Annotated in this window: 18 protein-coding genes; 4 read left to right on the forward strand and 14 right to left on the reverse strand. The window is 64.0% G+C overall.

Annotated features, from left to right (window positions below):
* Positions 1–38: 38 nt before the first annotated feature.
* From EJ068_RS03170 to EJ068_RS03205, 8 genes are all read right to left on the reverse strand, one after another.
* Positions 39–1,259: an IS481 family transposase gene (locus EJ068_RS03170; protein WP_245463269.1), complete on the reverse strand. Its 1,221-nt coding sequence runs from the start codon at positions 1,257–1,259 to the stop codon at positions 39–41.
* 206 nt (positions 1,260–1,465) lie between these two features.
* On the reverse strand, positions 1,466–2,053 hold the full coding sequence (locus EJ068_RS03175; RefSeq protein ID WP_126082146.1) for an NAD(P)H-dependent oxidoreductase: 588 nt from the start codon (positions 2,051–2,053) through the stop codon (positions 1,466–1,468).
* The gene (locus tag EJ068_RS03180) at positions 2,053–2,634 is read right to left on the reverse strand and encodes an NAD(P)H-dependent oxidoreductase (protein WP_189342016.1); all 582 of its coding nucleotides are present in this window, start codon (positions 2,632–2,634) and stop codon (positions 2,053–2,055) included. The genes EJ068_RS03175 and EJ068_RS03180 overlap by 1 nt, the downstream gene beginning before the upstream one ends.
* Positions 2,634–4,031, reverse strand: a complete 1,398-nt coding sequence (locus EJ068_RS03185; protein ID WP_126083762.1) for an FAD-binding oxidoreductase — start codon at positions 4,029–4,031, stop codon at positions 2,634–2,636. Before EJ068_RS03185 ends, EJ068_RS03180 begins: the two co-directional genes overlap by 1 nt.
* A gap of 2 nt (positions 4,032–4,033) precedes the next feature.
* Positions 4,034–5,332, reverse strand: a complete 1,299-nt coding sequence (locus tag EJ068_RS03190) for a cytosine deaminase (protein WP_127252828.1) — start codon at positions 5,330–5,332, stop codon at positions 4,034–4,036.
* Between the two features lie 42 nt (positions 5,333–5,374).
* Positions 5,375–6,226 (reverse strand): ABC transporter permease, encoded by an 852-nt coding sequence (locus EJ068_RS03195; protein WP_127252827.1) that lies wholly within the window; start codon positions 6,224–6,226, stop codon positions 5,375–5,377.
* On the reverse strand, positions 6,213–7,034 hold the full coding sequence (locus EJ068_RS03200) for an ABC transporter ATP-binding protein (protein WP_127252826.1): 822 nt from the start codon (positions 7,032–7,034) through the stop codon (positions 6,213–6,215). Before EJ068_RS03200 ends, EJ068_RS03195 begins: the two co-directional genes overlap by 14 nt.
* 15 nt (positions 7,035–7,049) lie before the next feature.
* Positions 7,050–8,054: an ABC transporter substrate-binding protein gene (locus EJ068_RS03205; RefSeq protein ID WP_127252825.1), complete on the reverse strand. Its 1,005-nt coding sequence runs from the start codon at positions 8,052–8,054 to the stop codon at positions 7,050–7,052.
* A gap of 252 nt (positions 8,055–8,306) precedes the next feature.
* Here EJ068_RS03205 and EJ068_RS03210 point away from each other — a divergent pair, with 252 nt between their 5' ends.
* Both EJ068_RS03210 and EJ068_RS03215 read left to right on the forward strand, forming a co-directional pair.
* Positions 8,307–8,690 carry a RidA family protein gene (locus tag EJ068_RS03210; RefSeq protein ID WP_127252824.1) on the forward strand — a complete coding sequence of 128 codons (384 nt, stop codon included), beginning with the start codon at positions 8,307–8,309 and terminating at the stop codon, positions 8,688–8,690.
* A gap of 65 nt (positions 8,691–8,755) precedes the next feature.
* Positions 8,756–9,553, forward strand: coding sequence for a creatininase family protein (locus EJ068_RS03215; protein WP_127252823.1), 798 nt, complete (start codon positions 8,756–8,758; stop codon positions 9,551–9,553).
* Here EJ068_RS03215 and EJ068_RS03220 read toward each other — a convergent pair.
* Together EJ068_RS03220 and cobD are read right to left on the reverse strand one after the other, a co-directional pair.
* On the reverse strand, positions 9,550–10,074 hold the full coding sequence (locus tag EJ068_RS03220; RefSeq protein WP_127252822.1) for a tyrosine phosphatase family protein: 525 nt from the start codon (positions 10,072–10,074) through the stop codon (positions 9,550–9,552). The genes EJ068_RS03215 and EJ068_RS03220 overlap by 4 nt on opposite strands.
* Positions 10,071–11,126, reverse strand: a complete 1,056-nt coding sequence (gene cobD / locus EJ068_RS03225; RefSeq protein ID WP_128314903.1) for a threonine-phosphate decarboxylase CobD — start codon at positions 11,124–11,126, stop codon at positions 10,071–10,073. Before cobD ends, EJ068_RS03220 begins: the two co-directional genes overlap by 4 nt.
* Here cobD and cbiB point away from each other — a divergent pair.
* Positions 11,125–12,132, forward strand: a complete 1,008-nt coding sequence (gene cbiB / locus EJ068_RS03230; protein ID WP_128314904.1) for an adenosylcobinamide-phosphate synthase CbiB — start codon at positions 11,125–11,127, stop codon at positions 12,130–12,132. The genes cobD and cbiB overlap by 2 nt on opposite strands.
* On the opposite strand, the gene cobO is transcribed toward cbiB, so the two are convergent.
* The 3 genes from cobO to EJ068_RS03245 form a co-directional block, all read right to left on the reverse strand.
* Positions 12,129–12,752, reverse strand: coding sequence for a cob(I)yrinic acid a,c-diamide adenosyltransferase (cobO, locus tag EJ068_RS03235; RefSeq protein ID WP_189342580.1), 624 nt, complete (start codon positions 12,750–12,752; stop codon positions 12,129–12,131). The two genes, cbiB and cobO, sit on opposite strands and share 4 nt — an antisense overlap.
* A 1-nt stretch (position 12,753) precedes the next feature.
* Positions 12,754–13,299 (reverse strand): bifunctional adenosylcobinamide kinase/adenosylcobinamide-phosphate guanylyltransferase, encoded by a 546-nt coding sequence (gene cobU / locus EJ068_RS03240; RefSeq protein ID WP_127252819.1) that lies wholly within the window; start codon positions 13,297–13,299, stop codon positions 12,754–12,756.
* Positions 13,300–13,431: 132 nt separating this feature from the next.
* The gene (locus tag EJ068_RS03245; RefSeq protein ID WP_127386207.1) at positions 13,432–14,118 is read right to left on the reverse strand and encodes a gamma-glutamylcyclotransferase; all 687 of its coding nucleotides are present in this window, start codon (positions 14,116–14,118) and stop codon (positions 13,432–13,434) included.
* A 101-nt stretch (positions 14,119–14,219) separates the two neighbouring features.
* Here EJ068_RS03245 and EJ068_RS03250 point away from each other — a divergent pair, with 101 nt between their 5' ends.
* Positions 14,220–15,410: an aromatic ring-hydroxylating dioxygenase subunit alpha gene (locus tag EJ068_RS03250; RefSeq protein WP_127253131.1), complete on the forward strand. Its 1,191-nt coding sequence runs from the start codon at positions 14,220–14,222 to the stop codon at positions 15,408–15,410.
* On the opposite strand, the gene EJ068_RS03255 is transcribed toward EJ068_RS03250, so the two are convergent.
* Complete coding sequence (locus EJ068_RS03255) at positions 15,379–16,578, reverse strand: MFS transporter (RefSeq protein ID WP_126082132.1); 1,200 nt, start codon at positions 16,576–16,578, stop codon at positions 15,379–15,381. The two genes, EJ068_RS03250 and EJ068_RS03255, sit on opposite strands and share 32 nt — an antisense overlap.
* Between the last annotated feature and the right edge of the window lie 54 nt (positions 16,579–16,632).

Genomic DNA, 16,632 nt, shown 5'->3' on the forward strand with positions numbered 1-16,632 from the left:
GAACGGGTGTTCGGGGACATCGTGGACGCTTTTGTTCATCACGAACTGCTGGGTTGTTTTTGTTGTTCGGCCTGTGGACCCTGTGGGCAACGCTCAGCGTTGTCCACAAGTCCACAGGTCTCGCTTGCGCCCTGACGTAGGTTCAGGGTGGCAATTCGATGCGAGCAGTAGTGCACGCTGAAGACACCATCCTCGACGGTCGGGCGAAGCGCCACCAGCTCGCCGCGGAATGCCTTGCCGAGTCGCCAGGGTCGGTTCCTGAAGCTGATGAAGCCATCACTGTCGACCTTGCGAACCTGGTCGCCCGGTGCGTACTCGATCGCGGGCAGGACGTCGGGAAAGCTGCGCGGGCTCGGCCGGTAGCGCTCGGCCGGCGTGGCCATGTCGAGTGCTTCGTGTGGTCGTTCGTAGTTATAGCGCGGGCGCCACCGATCGAAGGCTCGCTGGCACTCGGCGAGATCGCCGAAGCTTCGCCCGTTGATCACCTCGGCCTTGAGTGTGCGATGGAAGCGTTCTTCCTTGCCTTGGGTCTGCGGATGGCGCGGCCGACCGTGCAGCACGCGGATGCCGAGCCGCAACAGCCAGACGCTGAAGCCGGTGTAAGGCTCACCGCCGGAATCGCTCCACGGCGAGCCGCCGTCCATCAGCATCGCCAGCGGCAAGCCATAGCGGCGAAAGGTAATCTCCAGCTCCCGGCGTACCGTCCGGCCCTGCTCGTCGCCGCAGGCGGACAGCACCAGGTTGAAGCGCGAGTGATCGTCGAGCGTGGTGAGCGGATGGCAGCGCCCGCCATGGATGGCGAAGTGACCCTTGAAGTCCATCTGCCACAGCTCGTTGGGAGCCTCCCGCTCGAAGCGCTGCCATGGTCCCGGATGTTGCGCTGCTGTCGCCTCCGTCAGCCGATCATGACGACGCAGGATCGCGGTGATCGTGCTCGCCGCCGGGATGTCGAGTTCGCCATGTCTCTTCATCGCCTGTCTGATCTTGCGACCGCCCCAGACGTCGTTGCTCTCGTCGCGTACCTGCAACACCCTTGCCTCAATTGCCGAAGCGGTGCGTTGCGGGCTCAAGTGCGGGCGACGCGATCGTTCGACCAATCCAGCCGGCCCTTCCGACCGGTATCGCTCGAGCCACTTATAGCCGGTCGTCGGACTGATCCCGAACCGTCGACAAAGTTCACGCACATTCGCCCACTCTCGCGAGGCAAACTCCACGAACTCTCGCTTCCGATCCATCATGGACACCTCGTAAAACGGCATTCCATCCCTCCCGATCCAAGGATCGGGAAGTGTCCACGATGTCTCCGAACGCCTGTCCACCATCTCCCCAGTCTGTACAGTTCTACGGGGAGAAGGTGCCCGAAGGGAGGATGAGGGGCAGCGCCACGCCTTTTTAAGTTCGCGCCGCCCCTCATCTGCCTGCCGGCATCTTCTCCCCGTAGAACGGGGAGAAGGACGCTAATCGCTCAAAACCTCTCCAGCCTCGCCCTCACCTTCCCCAGAAACGCCGCCCGGCTCTTCGGCGTCGACGAATCCATCAGATAATGCGCCAGGAAGAACGTCTTGCAGCGCGTGGCGCAGAGCGCCCGCATGCCGCGCAGGATCGTCTTGCGGCCGGGCTGGCCGACGACGACGCTCCACCAGGTCGGCGCGCCGCAGGTGGTGATGACGCCGACCTTGGTGACATGCCGCATCAGCGACGTGATCCGCCCCTTGCCGGCCGGCAGCTTGAAGGCGATGTCCGTCGCCCAGACACGGTCGAACCAGCCCTTCAGCATCGCCGGCAGGCCATACCACCAGGTCGGATAGATGAAGAGGATCGCTTCTGCCCACATAAGAAGATCGAAGTGCGGCTTGAGCGCCGGATCTTCCGGCGCCCGGTCATTGTAGAAGCGTCGCTCCTCGCAGCTCATCACCGGATCGAAATTCTCGGCATAGAGGTCGAGCAGCCGCACGTCCCAACCCTTCGTCTTCAGCACCTCGACGGCGGTGTCGCGGATCGCCGCGCAGTAGCTTTCGGGAACCGGATGGCAATAGACCACCAGCACGCGCATCAGAATTGATCCATGCTGGCCGCGACCTTTGCCATGAACGCGTTGCGCGTCTCGTCGGTCGAAAGGTTCATCGAATAATGCGCGAGATAGGAGACTGGAGCGCCGGGCAGAATCGTGGCCCGCAGCATGCGCTTGACGATCTTGCGCGGCGGGTCGCCCATCAGCATGGCGCGAAAGCGGCTGCCGCCATAGGTGGTCACGGCGGCGAGCTTGCGGATGTTGTGCAGCGTCGGCCGTACCTTGCCATCGACCAGCTTGAACGACACGCCTGGCAGGAAGACGCGGTCGAAAAAACCTTTCAGGATCGCCGGATAGCCGTAATTCCAGACCGGGAAGGACAGCACCAGCGCCTCGGCATTTTGCAATCTTTCGATGTAGCCGGCGACTGCGTCTGCAGGACTGCGCTGGTCGTGATAGCCAAGCCGCTCAGTCCGCGTCAGCCGCGGATCGAAATCCTCCGCATAGAGATCGCAATCGTCGACCACGTGGCCAGCCGCCGCGAGCCGCTCGACGATCGTCCGGTGCAGGCCGGCATTGAAGCTGGTCTCCACCGGATGGGCGTAGAGCACGAGGATGTTCATCAGCCCGCCTCTTGCAGGCCCTTGAACAGGAAGGGCTTGCCCGAGCGGTAGTCGTAGGCGGGGTTTTCCCAGGCGATCATCTTGCCGGGATTGAGCAGTCCTTGCGGATCGGTCTCGCGCTTGAAGGCAAGCTGCACATCATCCGTACGCTTCATGCCGCCCTCTTCCAGCGTGTAGCGGTGCGGGTTGAAGATCCAGCAGCCATTGTCCTCGTGGACGCGGATGATCTCGTTGAGCCGCTCTTCCGTGGTGTAGCGCACCAGCGGCAGGCCGGCCGCGCCAATCGCGCCGTCGAAGCGGATGAACTCCAGATGCGCCGGCACCTCGTCGCCGAAGCGCTCGACCATCGCCTTGACATGGGCGAGATGATCTGGCGACGGATAGCGCGCCTGCAGGTAGGTGATCGTCGGATCGACCCGGATCGCCCGTAGCGTCGTGTGGTTCCAGGTCAATTCATAGGCCGGCGGCAATCCTTTGAGATCGGCCTCCTGGTCGGCCCGAAACACGATCTCGCCCCTGGTGCTGCGGACAAAGGCGACAAAAGCGTCCATCGCGTGCGGCGCGATCATGCACACCACGATGCTCTGCTCGCGCCGGAAGAATTTCTGGTGCCGCTTGAAATAGTCGTAAGGAATGGGCGCGGCGATCGGCGTGATCAGCTTCGCCAATATCCCGTCCTGCACGGCGAGGTCGTTGCCGAAGCCGGCCGCCTCCATGAAATCGTCGAAGCCGACAATGACGTCGATCCAGTCGTAGGAAGCCGTCAGCGGCATCTCGACCTCGGTGATGATACCGTTGGTACCATAGGCATGCATGACCTTGAGCACCTCTTCGCCGGTGAGCTCCATGACGCGCGGCTCGGCTTCCATGGTCACCGTTCGCAGTCGGATGACATTGCCGAGGTCGCGCAACCCGCCCCAGCGGATCGAGCCGATGCCGCCTGAGCCGCCGGCGATAAAGCCGCCGATCGAGGCGGTGTTGTAGGTCGAGGGCGACATGCGCAGTTCCTGGCTGGAATGCGCCCGCGTCGCCTTGTCGATCTCGGCCAGAACGGCGCCAGGCCCGGTCACCACGCGTCCCGGCGCGATCGTCTTGATCGCGTTCATCTCGGCGAGGTTGAGCACCACGCCGCCCGACAGCGGCATCGCTTGCCCATAATTGCCGGTGCCGCTGCCGCGCGGCGTCACCGGGACACCGTGCCGGTGACATGCTGCGAGCACGCGGATCACCTCGTCCTCATTCTTCGGCGTGACGATGAGATCGCCTTTGACATGATCGAGCTGTGCCTTCAGCACCGGGCTGTACCAGTAGAAGTCGCGGCTCTTCTGCTGGACGATCGCCGGATGGTCGTCGATCTTGATCCCGTCGAGATCGCGCTTCAGCGCTGCGATATCCATCATCACACCATCAATTCGTCGAGTTCGGCATAATCGGGCAGCTGGCGTTCGATCGCCCTGCCGTCGCGCACCACGATGCGATCCGATTCGGGCCGCGACAGCAATTCGGTCCAGCTCCGTCCCTTGAAGACGATGAAATCGGCGCTGCCGCCGACGGCAAGCATCCCAGCGTCATCGAGCCGCATTACCTCCGCCGGCGTCGCCGCCACCGCCTTCGGCCAGTCGCCGACCGGATGGTCGAAATGCAGGATGCGCGTCGCCATGCGGTAGACTTCCAGCATGTCGAGATCGCCATAGGCGTAGAACGGATCGCGCGTGTTGTCGGACGCGACCGCAACCTTGATGCCGCGCGCCTTCATCTCGTGCAGCAGCGTCACCCCGCGCCAGCGCGGTGTCGTTTGGTTGTTGCGGCGGTCTTGCAGATAGAGGTTGCACATCGGCAGCGACACCACGGCGATCCGCGCCTTCGCCACCTTATCCAGCGTATCAAGAACCTCGAGGTCCGACTGCCGCGCCAGCGAGCAGCAATGGCCGACCAGGATGTTGCCCTCGAAACCGTTCCAAAGCGACGCCTCGGCGATCTTCTTCAGCGAGATCGCCGCGACATCGTCGGTCTCGTCGGCATGGAAATCGAGGTCGAGCCCGTGCTTGATGGCTTCAGCGAAAACCTGGTCGAGCAGTTCTTCGAGGTCCGGCACCATATAGGTGACGACGCCGAGCACGCCCTTGGCCGCGGCGACGCGCTTGGCCAGCCGCTCGAACCAGACCTTGTCGCGCACGCCTTCGATGCCGAGCAGGCAGGCGGCCTGCAGGTCGATCCGCCCGCGCCATTTTTCGCGCATCGTCTCGAAAACCGGCCAGGAGATTTCCTCCTGCGGCGGCACGCTGTCGAGATGCGTGCGCACCGCCTTGGTGCCATGCGCGTAGGCCGAGCGCAGCGAGAAATCCATGCGCCGCGCGACGTCCCCGGCGCTCCAGCGCGCGGTCCGGTCGGCGCCTGTAGCGTTGAGCGCGCCCATGAAGGTGCCGTCGGGATTGGGCTTTCGCGGCCAGATATGGCCCTTGTCGATATGAGTGTGGCAATCGACGAAACACGGCAGCACGATGCGACCGGCAAGGTCGATTGCGTTGTCTGCTGCCTTCGACTTGGCTTGGGCGACAATGCTCGCGATCTTGCCATCCGCGACCACCAGATCGGCCAGGGCAAAACCGTCCGCGTCGAACGGTGCTGTAAGCCCGGGCGTCAGCGAACGGTGAACGCGGGCATTGGCAAGCTGGTAAGAACCAGAGGCAGGTATCAAGATCTGGCCCTCTTCGTGATTTCCTCTGCGGCGCCAACCACCCTAATGCTCCTGCTTGAGCGCGCTCTCGTGCCAGCGGCGCAGGATCAGATGCGACACCAGCGACAGCACCAGGAAGATCAGGATGCCGGTCAGCGAGATCAGGATCAGCGCCGCGAACAGGCGCGGCGCGTTGAGCCGGTAGCCAGCCTCGATGATGCGCGAGGCAAGCCCCGACGACTGCCCCTGCGCGCCGGCGACGAATTCGGCGACCACGGCGCCGATCAGCGACAGGCCGCCGGCAATCTTCAGCCCGCCGAGGAAATAGGGCATCGCCGCCGGCAGGCGCAAATAGCGCAATTGCTGCCAGCGCGTCGCGCCATTGAGCTTGAACAGGTCGCGTAAATTTCGGTCGACCGAGTTCAGCCCGAGCGTTGTGTTGGAGAGGATCGGGAAGAAGGCGACGATCCAGGCGCAGAGCAGCAGTTTGACGGTCTGGTTGTTCACATAGATGTTGATCAGCGGGAAGATGGCGACGATCGGCGTCACCTGCAGCACGATGGCGAAGGGGAAGAACGACATCTCCACCCATTTCGACTGTGCGAACAGCACCGCCAGCCCGACGCCGCCGATGACGGCGAGCAAAAGGCTGAGGAAAGTGATCCGGAGCGTCACCAGCAACGAGGAAAACAACAGGCCGGCGTCGCTATGCAGCGTCTGCAGCACCACGCCTGGCCGCGGCAGGATGTATTGCGGGATGTCGTTCCAGACGCAGATGCGATCCCACAGCCAGATCGCCAGCACCATGATCGCCAGCGGCAGCACCCATTTGCCAATGCGCTCAAGACGCTCCTGGCGGGCGCGGCGCGCCTCCTCAGGGTCGAGCTTCAATGCAGTATCTTCAATGGCCGTCATGGTGCGGTCCGGCGGTTGAGTTGATGGCGTCGACCAGCACGTCCGAGGCCTGCCGGCAAAGCGCGGCATAGTCGGGTGAGGTCCGGAACACCTCGTCGCGCGGATAGGGCGCGCTGATGGGGAGCTCACCGAAAATGCGGCCTGGCCGCGCCGCCATGACAACGACGCGGCTGGACAGGAACACGCTTTCGAAGACGCTGTGGGTGACGAAGACGACGGTGAAGCGCTCGTCCTGCCACAGCTCCAGAAGATCGTTGTTGAGCTTGAAGCGGGTGATCTCGTCCAGTGCCGCGAACGGTTCGTCCATCAGAAGGATGCGTGGCTTGGTCACCATGGCCCGCGCGATCGACACCCGCATCTTCATGCCGCCGGAAAGCTCGCGCGGCACGGCATTTTCGAAACCGGTGAGATGGACCCGCGCCAACATCTCCATCACCGCCGGCGCAGCCTTGGCCCGCAACACGCCCTTGAGCCGCAGCGGCAGCCAGACATTGTCAAAGACGCTCGCCCAAGGCAGCAGCGTCGGCTCCTGGAAGACGAAGCCGATGTTCGAGCGGTCGATCGAGCCGCGCCAGTCGAGCTGGCCGGAGGTCGGCGTCGATAGGCCTGCGATCAGCCTGAGCGCGGTCGACTTGCCGCAGCCGGACGGGCCGAGCAGGCTCAGGAAATCGCCTTCGCGGATCGCGAGATCCACCTTGCTCAGGGCCGTCACGCCATTGGAAAAGACCTTGCCGACATTGCGCAACGAAAGCAGCATCGGGACCTCACCCGATGCCGCCGGCGTCTCAGCCACTTTCTCCTGGATCATCTCAGGCAGGCCGCCTTACTTCTTCAGCTCCAGCCCAACGCCCTTGTTGATGAAAGCCAGCGTATAGGCCTTCTTGATGTCGATGCCCGGCTGCGCGACCTTGGCCTTGACCATCTTGTCGTAAAAACTCTGGATGCGCGCGTCGGTCATGGCGCCGATGCCGAGCTTTTCCGAATCGCCCGAATCGACGACGCCGAACTTCTTCAGCTGCTCGATCGAGAAGGCGATCTGCTCATCCGTCATGTCCGGATTGTCCTTCTTGATCATGTCGTTGGCGGCTTTGTTGTCGCCGTAGAGATAGTTGTACCAACCCTTGGCCGAGCCATCGACGAAGCACTGCACGACCTCCGGCCGCTTGTCGATCGTGTCCTGCATCACCTCGACCGTGGTAGCATAGGTTTCCCAGCCATAATCGGCGAGCAGGAACTGGTTCGGCACGAAGCCGCCCGCCTTCTGCACCGCAAAGGGCTCGGACGTGACATAGCCCTGCTGGATCGACTTCTTGTTGGCGATGAAGGGCGCCGGGTTGAAGGTGTAGGGCACGCGCTTCGCTGCATCGAAACCGAGCTCGGTCACCATCCACTGGAAGAAGGTCTGCGCGCCCTCGTCGCCGAGGATGTACTGGTCGGCGTTTTTGAGGTCTTCCCACTTGTCCAGCCCCTGCCCCGGCTGGGACATGATGACCTGTGGGTCTTTCTGGAAATCGGCGGCGACGACGCGCATCGGGATGCCCTGCTGCACAGCGTCGAAGGCCGACAGCAGATTGCCGCCCATGTAGAAATCGATCTTGCCGGCAAGCAGCATCGGCCGACCACTGACCTGCGGGCCGCCCTGCATGATGGTGACATCGAGGCCGCAGGCGGCGTAGGTGCCGTCGGCAACGGCCTGATAGTAGCCGCCATGCTCCGGCTCGGCCAGCCAGTTGGTGCCGAACGTTACCTTCTCGTTCGCGGCAGCAGCCAGCGTGCCCGCCACCAGCAAGGCGATCGAGCCCGCCAGGATCTTCCCATTTCCGATCATAAACTCACCCTCTCTTGGCCCGGGCGCGCAACGCGCTGAGCTCGACACCATGGATTCAAGAAGCAAGACACATGCCACCGCCTGGGCCGCCTGCTTGCGCGACAGTCATTGCCGAGACCGGACGGGTCATGCCGTACGCGAGGCATCGTGCCTATTTTTTGGACGCCTGTCCATAATCGCCCGGGAGGCATGCACCGCATCTTGAAGGTTTCATGAATCGAGCCTTAGTCTGCGGGCGCACAGGAGAATGCCATGCTGAAATACCTCGCCCCCAAGGCCATCAAGCCGCCCTTCGCCCGCTACAGCCACGGCGTTGCAATACCTGCCGGAAAACGGCTGGTGCTATGCTCCGGTCAGTTGGGCATCGGGGCTGACGACCATGTTCCCGAGGACGCCGGCGCGCAGGCTGAGCTCTGCTTCAAGAACATCGCTGCAATCTTGAGCGAAGCCGGGCTGACCTTGAACGACACCGTGCGCATCAACGCCTTCGTCACCGATCGTGCCCATCTGCAGCCCTATATGGATGTCCGCAACCGGCTCTTTTCCGATCCGGCGCCGGCCTCTACGCTGATGATCGTCTCCGGCTTCGCCCGCCCGGAATTCAAGGTCGAGGTCGAGGTTTTGGCGGCAGGATAGCGTTGCCCGTAGCCAATAAGCGCATTACACCGACCGGTGCGGACGGAGAGCAATCGGAGACTAAAGTGGCCAAAAGACGTGTGTGGTGGGGCGATTACCGGACGACCGAATACGCCTCGATCGACGCCGAGGCGACGATTGCCGTGCTGGCGGTGGCGGCGATCGAGCAGCATGGCCCTCACCTTCCGGTCTCGACCGACACCTCGATCATGGTCGGCATGCTGGAGACGGTAATCGCGCGGCTGCCCGACGATCTCGACATCCGCATCCTGCCGGTGCAGGCGGTCGGCAAGTCGAACGAGCACCTGCATGCGCCGGGAACGCTCACTCTGCCCGCCACCACTTTGGTCGACGCCTGGACCGAGCTTGGCCTGTCGGTCGCCCGCGCCGGGGTCAGAAAGCTGATCATCGTCAATTCGCATGGCGGCAATGAAGAGATCATGGGCATCATCTCGCGCGAATTGCGTGTGCGCGCCAAGATGCTGTCGGTGAAGACGAGTTGGCAGCGCTTCGGCCGCCCGGCCGGCATGTTTACCGAGCTCGAAGACCGTCACGGCATCCATGGCGGCGATGTCGAGACCTCGCTGATGCTGCATTTCCGGCCCGACCTCGTCGACATGAGCAAGGCCGACAATTTCGTCTCCTATGTCGCCCGCGCCGAACAGGAATTCGCCCTGCTGCGCCACACCGGAACGCACGCCTTCGCCTGGATCGCCAGCGACCTCAACCCCAACGGCGTGGTCGGCGATGCCTCGATCGCCACCGCCGAGAAGGGTCGGCTCACCGCCGAGCATCAGGCAGACGGGTTCATCAATCTGGTGAAAGACGTCCGTAAGGCAAAGCTTTCAGAATGGCTGTCCTAGCGGGGCGCTCTTCTACCCTCGATAGCGAGCTCGAAGGGTATCCCTTCGAAAGCATCGGCACCGCGTCCGATCGCCTCGATCGCCGCGATCATGCGGCCATCGCGCTGAAGCAGCATGTCGGCAACCGCGATTAGCCGTGGATTGGGCGTCGCTGTCGGCGACAGGAAGCGCAGCGTCTTCGCGAGTTCCCTCTCGTCACGCTGCGGCGCCAGAGCCGCCGCGATGATATAAGCCGAGGCGGTCGAGCGGCTGACGCCGGCATAGCAATGCACGACCAGCGGCTTTGCCCGATCCCAGCGATAGGCGAAATCCAGCAAGGCCCGCACATGCTCCTCGCCCGGCATCGTCATGCCTTCCTGCGCCACGGCGATGTCGTGCATGACGAGATGCAGATGGTTTTCCGCCAGGATCGAAGCCGGGCGCGCCACTTCCGTGCCCGCGGCAAGCAGTGACAGCAAGCGCTGCGCGCCGGTCCTTGCCACGGTCTCGTCGACCTTCGACAGCGAACAGACATGGATCATTGTCCGGACTCCTTCGGCGCATCCTTACGCCGTGCGGCCCAGGCGGCAAGCGCGCTTTCAAGGCGCTGCCATTCTGGTTCACTGCCCGGCAGACCGATGCGCAGGACCCCGGGACGCTCGGCGAAATGGCGGACCAGCACGCCCTGCTCGCCGAGTGCCGAGAAAAGGCTCGGGGCCTGGGCAAACGACAAATAGCGGAACAGGCTGGTGCCGCCGGCGACTGGAATATCGAAGCGGCCAAGCAGCACGTCGAGCCGCTCGGCTTCCTCTGCCAGGCGTTGCCGCATGGTGGCCTGCCATTTCGCATCCGACAGCGCGCGGATGCCATATTCGAGCGCCGGACCGGCCACGGCCCAAGGCCCCAGTTGCGCATCCAACCGCTTGGCCGTCAGCGCATCCGTCAGCGCGAAGCCGAGCCGAACACCCGCCAGGCCGAAGAACTTGCCGAACGAGCGCAGCACGACAATGCCGCCCTCCCCGGCATTGCCGGCCAGGCTATGCTCGACCGGGCCGACATCCATGAAGGCCTCGTCGACGACGAGCAGCCCACCCTTGGCGTGAAGACGCGCGGCAAGCTCCAGCAGCCGGGCCTTTTCGATCACCCGCCCGTCCGGATTGTTGGGGTTGACCAGCACAGCGAGGTCCGCCTCGGCCAGCGCGTCGAAATCGCTGACTTCCGCGACCGCATGGCCGGCAATAGCCGCGGCGCGGACGTGTTCGGCATAGGTCGGGCCGAGCACCAGCGCCTTGCCGGGCCGCAGCAGCGAAGCCACACGGGGCAGCAGAATCTGCGTGCCGGGCGCCGCCACCACATGCGCCGCCGATGGCGCGCCATAGGCCGCAGCCGCAATTTCGGCCAATTCGCGCAGTTGTGCTGCCTCCGGCAATCGGGTCTGGGCGGTGGCGGGCAATTCGAAAAGCGGATAGGAGTGCGGGTTGATACCTGTCGAGAGGTCCACGAAAGGTTGTGGCGCATGAGGAAAAAGCGCGCTTGCTCGGCCAAGGCTGCCACCATGATCAACCGCCGCGATCGCACCGCTTAGAAGCTTCATGTCTGTCCTGATCGCTTTCCTGTCACTCGCCGTCGAACGGGTCCTCGGCTATCCGGACTGGCTGTTCAACGCCATCGGCCATCCGGTCACCTGGATCGGCAGGCTGATATCCTTTCTCGATCGCCGGCTCAACCGCGCCACAGATTCCGACGAAATCCGTCGCCGCCGGGGTGTGCGGGCGTTGCTCATTATCTTGCTGGTGCCTGGCCTTATCGGGCTTGCGCTGCATGTCCTGCTCTGGCTGATCTTCCCGACGGGTCTGGTCATTGCAGCCGTTCTCGGTTCCGCGCTGCTGTCGCAGAAAAGCCTCGCCGAGCATGTCGAGGAGGTCGCGGATGCGCTGGAGACCGGCGGCCTGACTCTTGGCCGCATCGCCGTTTCGCGCATTGTCGGCCGCGACCCTGAAAAGTTGGACAAGGCGGGTGTCGCCCGCGCGGCGATCGAAAGCCTGGCCGAGAATTTCTCCGACGGCATCGTCGCGCCCGCCTTCTGGACCGGCGTCGGTGGTCTCGCTGGCGGCGCTGCTTACAAGGCCGCCAACACCGCTGATTCGATGATCGGCCACCGCACGCCGAAACACGAAGCCTTTGGCCGTGCGGCCGCCCGCTTCGACGATCTGATCAACCTGCCTGCATCGCGGCTGACCGGCCTGCTCATCGTGCTGGCGGCCTTCCTTGTCCCGGGCGCGGATCCCCGTAGCGCCTGGCAGGTCATGCGGCGCGATGCCAGGAAACACCGCTCGCCCAATGCCGGCTGGCCGGAGGCGGCGATGGCCGGCGCGCTGGGGCTGTCACTCGCCGGTCCGCGCAGCTATGGCGGCGAGGTCGTCGAGGACGCCTGCATGGGCGAAGGCGGCCGTCGCGAGGCCGAAAGCACCGATATCCGCCAGGCGCTGAAGCTCTATCGCATGGCGGACTGGCTGCTGCTTGGCCTGTTCGCGGTGCTGTCGGCGATCGTGATCTACCTGAGCATTTCGATCAGCGGCCAAGGCGCCAGCACACCTTAGAACTCGATCCCCTGCTGCGCTTTGACGCCCGCCGAGAAATGGTGCTTGGTCAGCCCCATTTCGGTGACGAGATCGGCCGCCTCGACGAGCAGCGGCTTGGCGTTGCGGCCGGTGACGATGACATGCAGATCGCCCCGACGCGCCTTCAGGGCCACGACCACCTTTTCCAGGTCGAGATAATCGTAGCGTAGCGCGATGTTGAGCTCGTCGAGCACCACGAGGCTGATCGACGGGTCGGCCATGAGTTCGAGCGCCTTGGCCCAGGCGGCTTCGGCGGCGGCGATGTCGCGCTTCAAATCCTGCGTCTCCCAGGTGAACCCCTCGCCCATCGCATGCCAGACGACGCGGTCGCCAAAGGCCGCGAAGGCGTCCTTCTCGCCGGTGTGCCACTTGCCCTTGATGAACTGGACGACGCCGACGCGCTTGCCGTAACCCAGCATCCTCAGCGCCAGGCCGAAGGCGGCAGTGGTCTTGCCCTTGCCCGGCCCGGTGTTGACGATCAGCAGTCCTTTCTCGATCGTCTTGCCGGCAACCTCGGCATCCTGCACCGCCTTGCGCTTGGCCATCTTGGCGCGATGGCGCTCGGCGTCCCCCTCGTTAATCATCTTGTCTTCGACCATGTCATTTCACCTTGAGCGGCAGCCCCGCCACCATCATCAGCACATTGTCGGCCACCGCCGCGACCTGCTGGTTGAGCCGTCCGGCAGCATCGCGGAAACGGCGTGCCAGTGCATTGTCGGGCACGATGCCGAGCCCGACTTCGTTGGAAACCACGAACCATGGCCCGCGCGGCCGCGACAGCACATCCGCCAGCTGCCGGCATTCGGCCTCGACATCATGTTCGGCCAGCATGTGATTGGTGAGCCACAAAGTCAGGCAATCGATCAGAACCGACTGGTGATCCGGCAAGGCTTCGATCGCGCCCACCAGGTCGAGCGGCGCATCGACGGTGACCCAGCCCTCGCCACGCCGCGACCGATGCAGCGCGATGCGCTCACGCATCTCGTCGTCATAGGCCTGCGCCGTGGCGATGTAGGCCCAGGGCGACGGATGGGCGATCGTGAGGCTCTCGGCATGCGAACTCTTGCCCGAGCGCGCACCGCCCAAGACCAAAGTTAATTTGCGATCGGAAGCTTTGTTGCCGCTCGCGGCTGTCGCGCCGGTCATTCGCTGTCTTGGTCCTTAGATGAAATCTTGCGGCAGCCAACGGCTGACGGGGCGCGACTTTAGGCAGAAGCACAACCACCGGCAAACCAATTTCCGCCGTGTCCCGGCGCGATTGCGGCAAGCGTCTCGGCGCTAAGAGGCGGCGATCCGCGCCGCGACCAGCTGCTGCAGCCGCCACAAATGAGCGTCGTGGATACCGCGCAGCTCGAGATTCCTCACGGTGTTGTAAAGATAGTCGGCGCCCGAGCCCCAGTGGCCGCAGGACGTCGCGAGCCTCTCGACAACATCCTCCTCGGTGAGCGGGCCGGCATAGGTAGTACCCTGCCGGTTGATAACGAAGGCCAGCGCCCGCAACGGACCGGCATCGCTCATCATATTGATCAAGCGCGGATGATAGCTGGTCGGCTTCAGCGTCACCTCTCGCCGCAGCAGCCTGTCGAGTTGCTCGCGCCGGTCGCCATCGCCGAGCCGAAAGGCGACGCCCTTGCATTGTCCGCCACGGTCCAGCGCCATCATCAGGCCCGGGCTTTCCTTGGTGCCGCGCCAACGCGTCATCTTCATGCAGAAGGACCTGTGCCAGCCGCGCAGCAGAGCGACCCGCTCCTCGACATGCTCGATCTCGGGCTTCCAGATCAGCGAGCCGTAGCCAAACAGCCAGAGCGGTTCGTTCTCGGGAAGCTGAGCCTCCAGCATGCGCACCATAGCGTCATAGTCCGCGTCATCCAGATGCTCGGCGTCAGGATCGGGCCCGCTGTCCTCGACAACGCGAAAGCAGCGGGCGACCAGTTCCTCGGTAAGCGACATGGTTCTTGGCAGCATGCGCGCGACCTTAAGGTTCCTGCGCCGGCGCTACAATCCGCGAGGGCCGGCAATTGACAACAGCTTTGCCCGGGTGTCGGCTGTCGTCACCGGAGAAGCCGATGCAGCCCAATCCGAGCGAACGCGATCCTTACAACGGCCTGACCAGCCTCCAGCCGACCTTGCCGTCGGCGGCCTATTGGGATGCCGACGCCTACCGGTGCGATCTGGACGCCATCTGGTACCGAAACTGGCTGATGGTCTGCCGAGAGGCCGATCTCGCCGAGCCGCTTGCCTTCCGAACGGTCCGCATCGGCAGCCAGGAAATCTTAGTTCTGCGCGACGAGACCGGGGCCTTGCGCGCCTTCCACAACACCTGCCGGCATCGCGGCTCGCAGCTTTGCCAGGACAGCGCCGGGCGGCTGAAGGCCAGGCTGCTGACCTGCCCCTACCACGCATGGTCCTATTCGCTGCGCGGCGATCTCGTGCGCGTGCCGTCGAAATCGCTGCCCGAGGGCTTCGACAAGGCCGACTATCCGCTCTATCGCGTGGCGCTCTCGCTCTGGCGCGGCTTCGTCTTCATCAACCTCGCCAAGGAGCCCGAAGGCTCGGCGGAAAGCTCGTTCGATCGCGCCTCCGGCGATCTTTCCAATTGGCCGCTGGAAACGCTCATCACCGGCCACCGGCTCACCAAGGTGATGAATTGCAACTGGAAGATCTTCTGGGAGAACTTCAACGAGTGCCTGCACTGCCCGGGCGTGCACAAGGATCTGTCGCGGCTGGTGCCGATCTACGGCCGCGGCCTGATGGCAAGGCATGACGATCCCGAATGGGCGCGCCACGCCGACGATGACGATCCGGAATTTTCCGGCCGCCTGCGCGCCGGCGCCGAAACCTGGTCGCGCGACGGCCACGTCCATGGCCCGGTCTTCCCGAGCCTGACCCCGGCCGAACGCGCCGCGGGCCAGATCTATGCGACCTCATTGCCCTCGATGTTCATCGTCGCACATGTCGACTACATGCGCACCGTGCGGCTCGCCCCGCTCGGCCCAGAGCAGACCGAGCTCACCGCGGAATGGCTGTTCGCGCCGGAAGCGCTGGGAAAGACCGATATCGACAACATCGTCGCCTTCGGCACGCAGGTGCTGGAGGAAGACGCCGCGATCTGCGAGGTCAACCAGAAAGGCCTGCGCTCGATACGCCACGAAGTCGGCGTGCTGATGCCGGAAGAATACGAGCTGCACCGCTTCCACAACTGGGTACGCGGCTGTCACGCGGCGTTCAAAACGCCTTTGGCAGATAGCGCCAGGTGACGAAGCCGCAGAAGGCCGCCAGGATGCCGAGCGTGACGAACACCGATCCCAGGCCGAAGAAGGTGAGCACCACCGAATAGACGAGCGGCGGCGTCAGCTCGGAGAAATCGAGATAGGTGCGGTAGACCGCCGCCATCTGCGCCTTCTCGTACGAACGAACCGAGCGCATGAAGGCGGTTGAGCCGAGCGCGTCGAGGGCGATGGTGAAGAGCGCGCCGAAGAGCAGCAGCGCGGCCGTGAGCAGCGGAGCGGCCTCGCCGATACCGCCTGCCGCGAACAGCATGGCCGCCATGGCGAAATAGGCGAAGGTCATGACCCGGCGCCCGCCGAAACGCCTGCCGGCCCTGCCCCAGAAGATCGCCATGAACAGAAGCGCATTGCCGGCTGAAACCAGCAGGCCCCCGGCAAGCTTGCCCTCGCCGGTGATCACCATGAACAGCGGGCCGTAGACGAAGAACGTCGTCCAGAAGCAGGAGCGGCCGAAGGCGATCAGCCATGCAAGCCAGAGCCTCGGCTGCTTCACGAAGCGGCCGATATTGGCGAGCGGATTGCCGGGACGCGACTTGCCGGGCCGGATCGACTGGTTGTCGCTCAACCGGTAGAACCAGAACAGGCAAAGCAGCGCGAAGGCAAAGACCACGACCGCGCCATGCGCGGCATAGATGCCGAAATGCGTGTAAAGGAAGATGCCGAGCGTCGGCCCGCCAGTCCAGGCAAACATCGACCAGGCCATGCGCAGCGATTCCGCCTGCATGAAGTCGGTCTTGCGGATGTGGTCCATGATGTAGAGGTTGAGCGTGATCGACAGCGCGCTCGCCCCCATGACGCGGCAGAGCATGCCGGCGAGCTGTCCGGGCAGCGTGTGGGTGACGAAGAAGGCGGAGCCGATCGACAGCAGCACGCAGCCGGCCGTGTAGACCCATCGCCGCGCGAAGCGGCGGATCAGCATCGGCATGAACAGCGTCACCGAAAGGCCCATCAGCGACACGATGGTGTAGAGGATCGAGACGATCCGCTCATTGTGCAGGATCTCGTAGGCTTGGATCGGGATCACGCTGGAGATCGTGGCGCGGGCGAAGGATTCCATCGCATAGAGCGAGGCGAAGGTGCGCGCATCCGCCGGCCGCAGGGCCGGAAGCCAGATCGGATGGCGCACATGGGTGGACATCGGCCCTCCGGGACGTGAATCGCTCCCCAAATCTGGCCGGACCAGCAGCCGACC

The sequence above is a fragment of the Mesorhizobium sp. M2A.F.Ca.ET.043.02.1.1 genome (assembly GCF_003952405.1).
GTDB lineage: Bacteria > Pseudomonadota > Alphaproteobacteria > Rhizobiales > Rhizobiaceae > Mesorhizobium.

Bases quoted from the DNA above. Each gene is read 5' to 3' on its own strand.
- EJ068_RS03170 (WP_245463269.1), bottom strand. From the start codon at position 1,259: ATGCCGTTTTACGAGGTGTCCATGATGGATCGGAAGCGAGAGTTCGTG.
- EJ068_RS03175 (WP_126082146.1), bottom strand. From the start codon at position 2,053: ATGCGCGTGCTGGTGGTCTATTGCCATCCGGTTCCCGAAAGCTACTGC.
- EJ068_RS03180 (WP_189342016.1), bottom strand. From the start codon at position 2,634: ATGAACATCCTCGTGCTCTACGCCCATCCGGTGGAGACCAGCTTCAAT.
- EJ068_RS03185 (WP_126083762.1), bottom strand. From the start codon at position 4,031: ATGGATATCGCAGCGCTGAAGCGCGATCTCGACGGGATCAAGATCGAC.
- EJ068_RS03195 (WP_127252827.1), bottom strand. From the start codon at position 6,226: ATGACGGCCATTGAAGATACTGCATTGAAGCTCGACCCTGAGGAGGCG.
- EJ068_RS03200 (WP_127252826.1), bottom strand. From the start codon at position 7,034: ATGATCCAGGAGAAAGTGGCTGAGACGCCGGCGGCATCGGGTGAGGTC.
- EJ068_RS03205 (WP_127252825.1), bottom strand. From the start codon at position 8,054: ATGATCGGAAATGGGAAGATCCTGGCGGGCTCGATCGCCTTGCTGGTG.
- EJ068_RS03210 (WP_127252824.1), top strand. From the start codon at position 8,307: ATGCTGAAATACCTCGCCCCCAAGGCCATCAAGCCGCCCTTCGCCCGC.
- EJ068_RS03220 (WP_127252822.1), bottom strand. From the start codon at position 10,074: ATGATCCATGTCTGTTCGCTGTCGAAGGTCGACGAGACCGTGGCAAGG.
- cbiB (WP_128314904.1), top strand. From the start codon at position 11,125: ATGTCTGTCCTGATCGCTTTCCTGTCACTCGCCGTCGAACGGGTCCTC.
- cobD (WP_128314903.1), bottom strand. From the start codon at position 11,126: ATGAAGCTTCTAAGCGGTGCGATCGCGGCGGTTGATCATGGTGGCAGC.
- cobO (WP_189342580.1), bottom strand. From the start codon at position 12,752: ATGGTCGAAGACAAGATGATTAACGAGGGGGACGCCGAGCGCCATCGC.
- cobU (WP_127252819.1), bottom strand. From the start codon at position 13,299: ATGACCGGCGCGACAGCCGCGAGCGGCAACAAAGCTTCCGATCGCAAA.
- EJ068_RS03245 (WP_127386207.1), bottom strand. From the start codon at position 14,118: ATGCTGCCAAGAACCATGTCGCTTACCGAGGAACTGGTCGCCCGCTGC.
- EJ068_RS03250 (WP_127253131.1), top strand. From the start codon at position 14,220: ATGCAGCCCAATCCGAGCGAACGCGATCCTTACAACGGCCTGACCAGC.
- EJ068_RS03255 (WP_126082132.1), bottom strand. From the start codon at position 16,578: ATGTCCACCCATGTGCGCCATCCGATCTGGCTTCCGGCCCTGCGGCCG.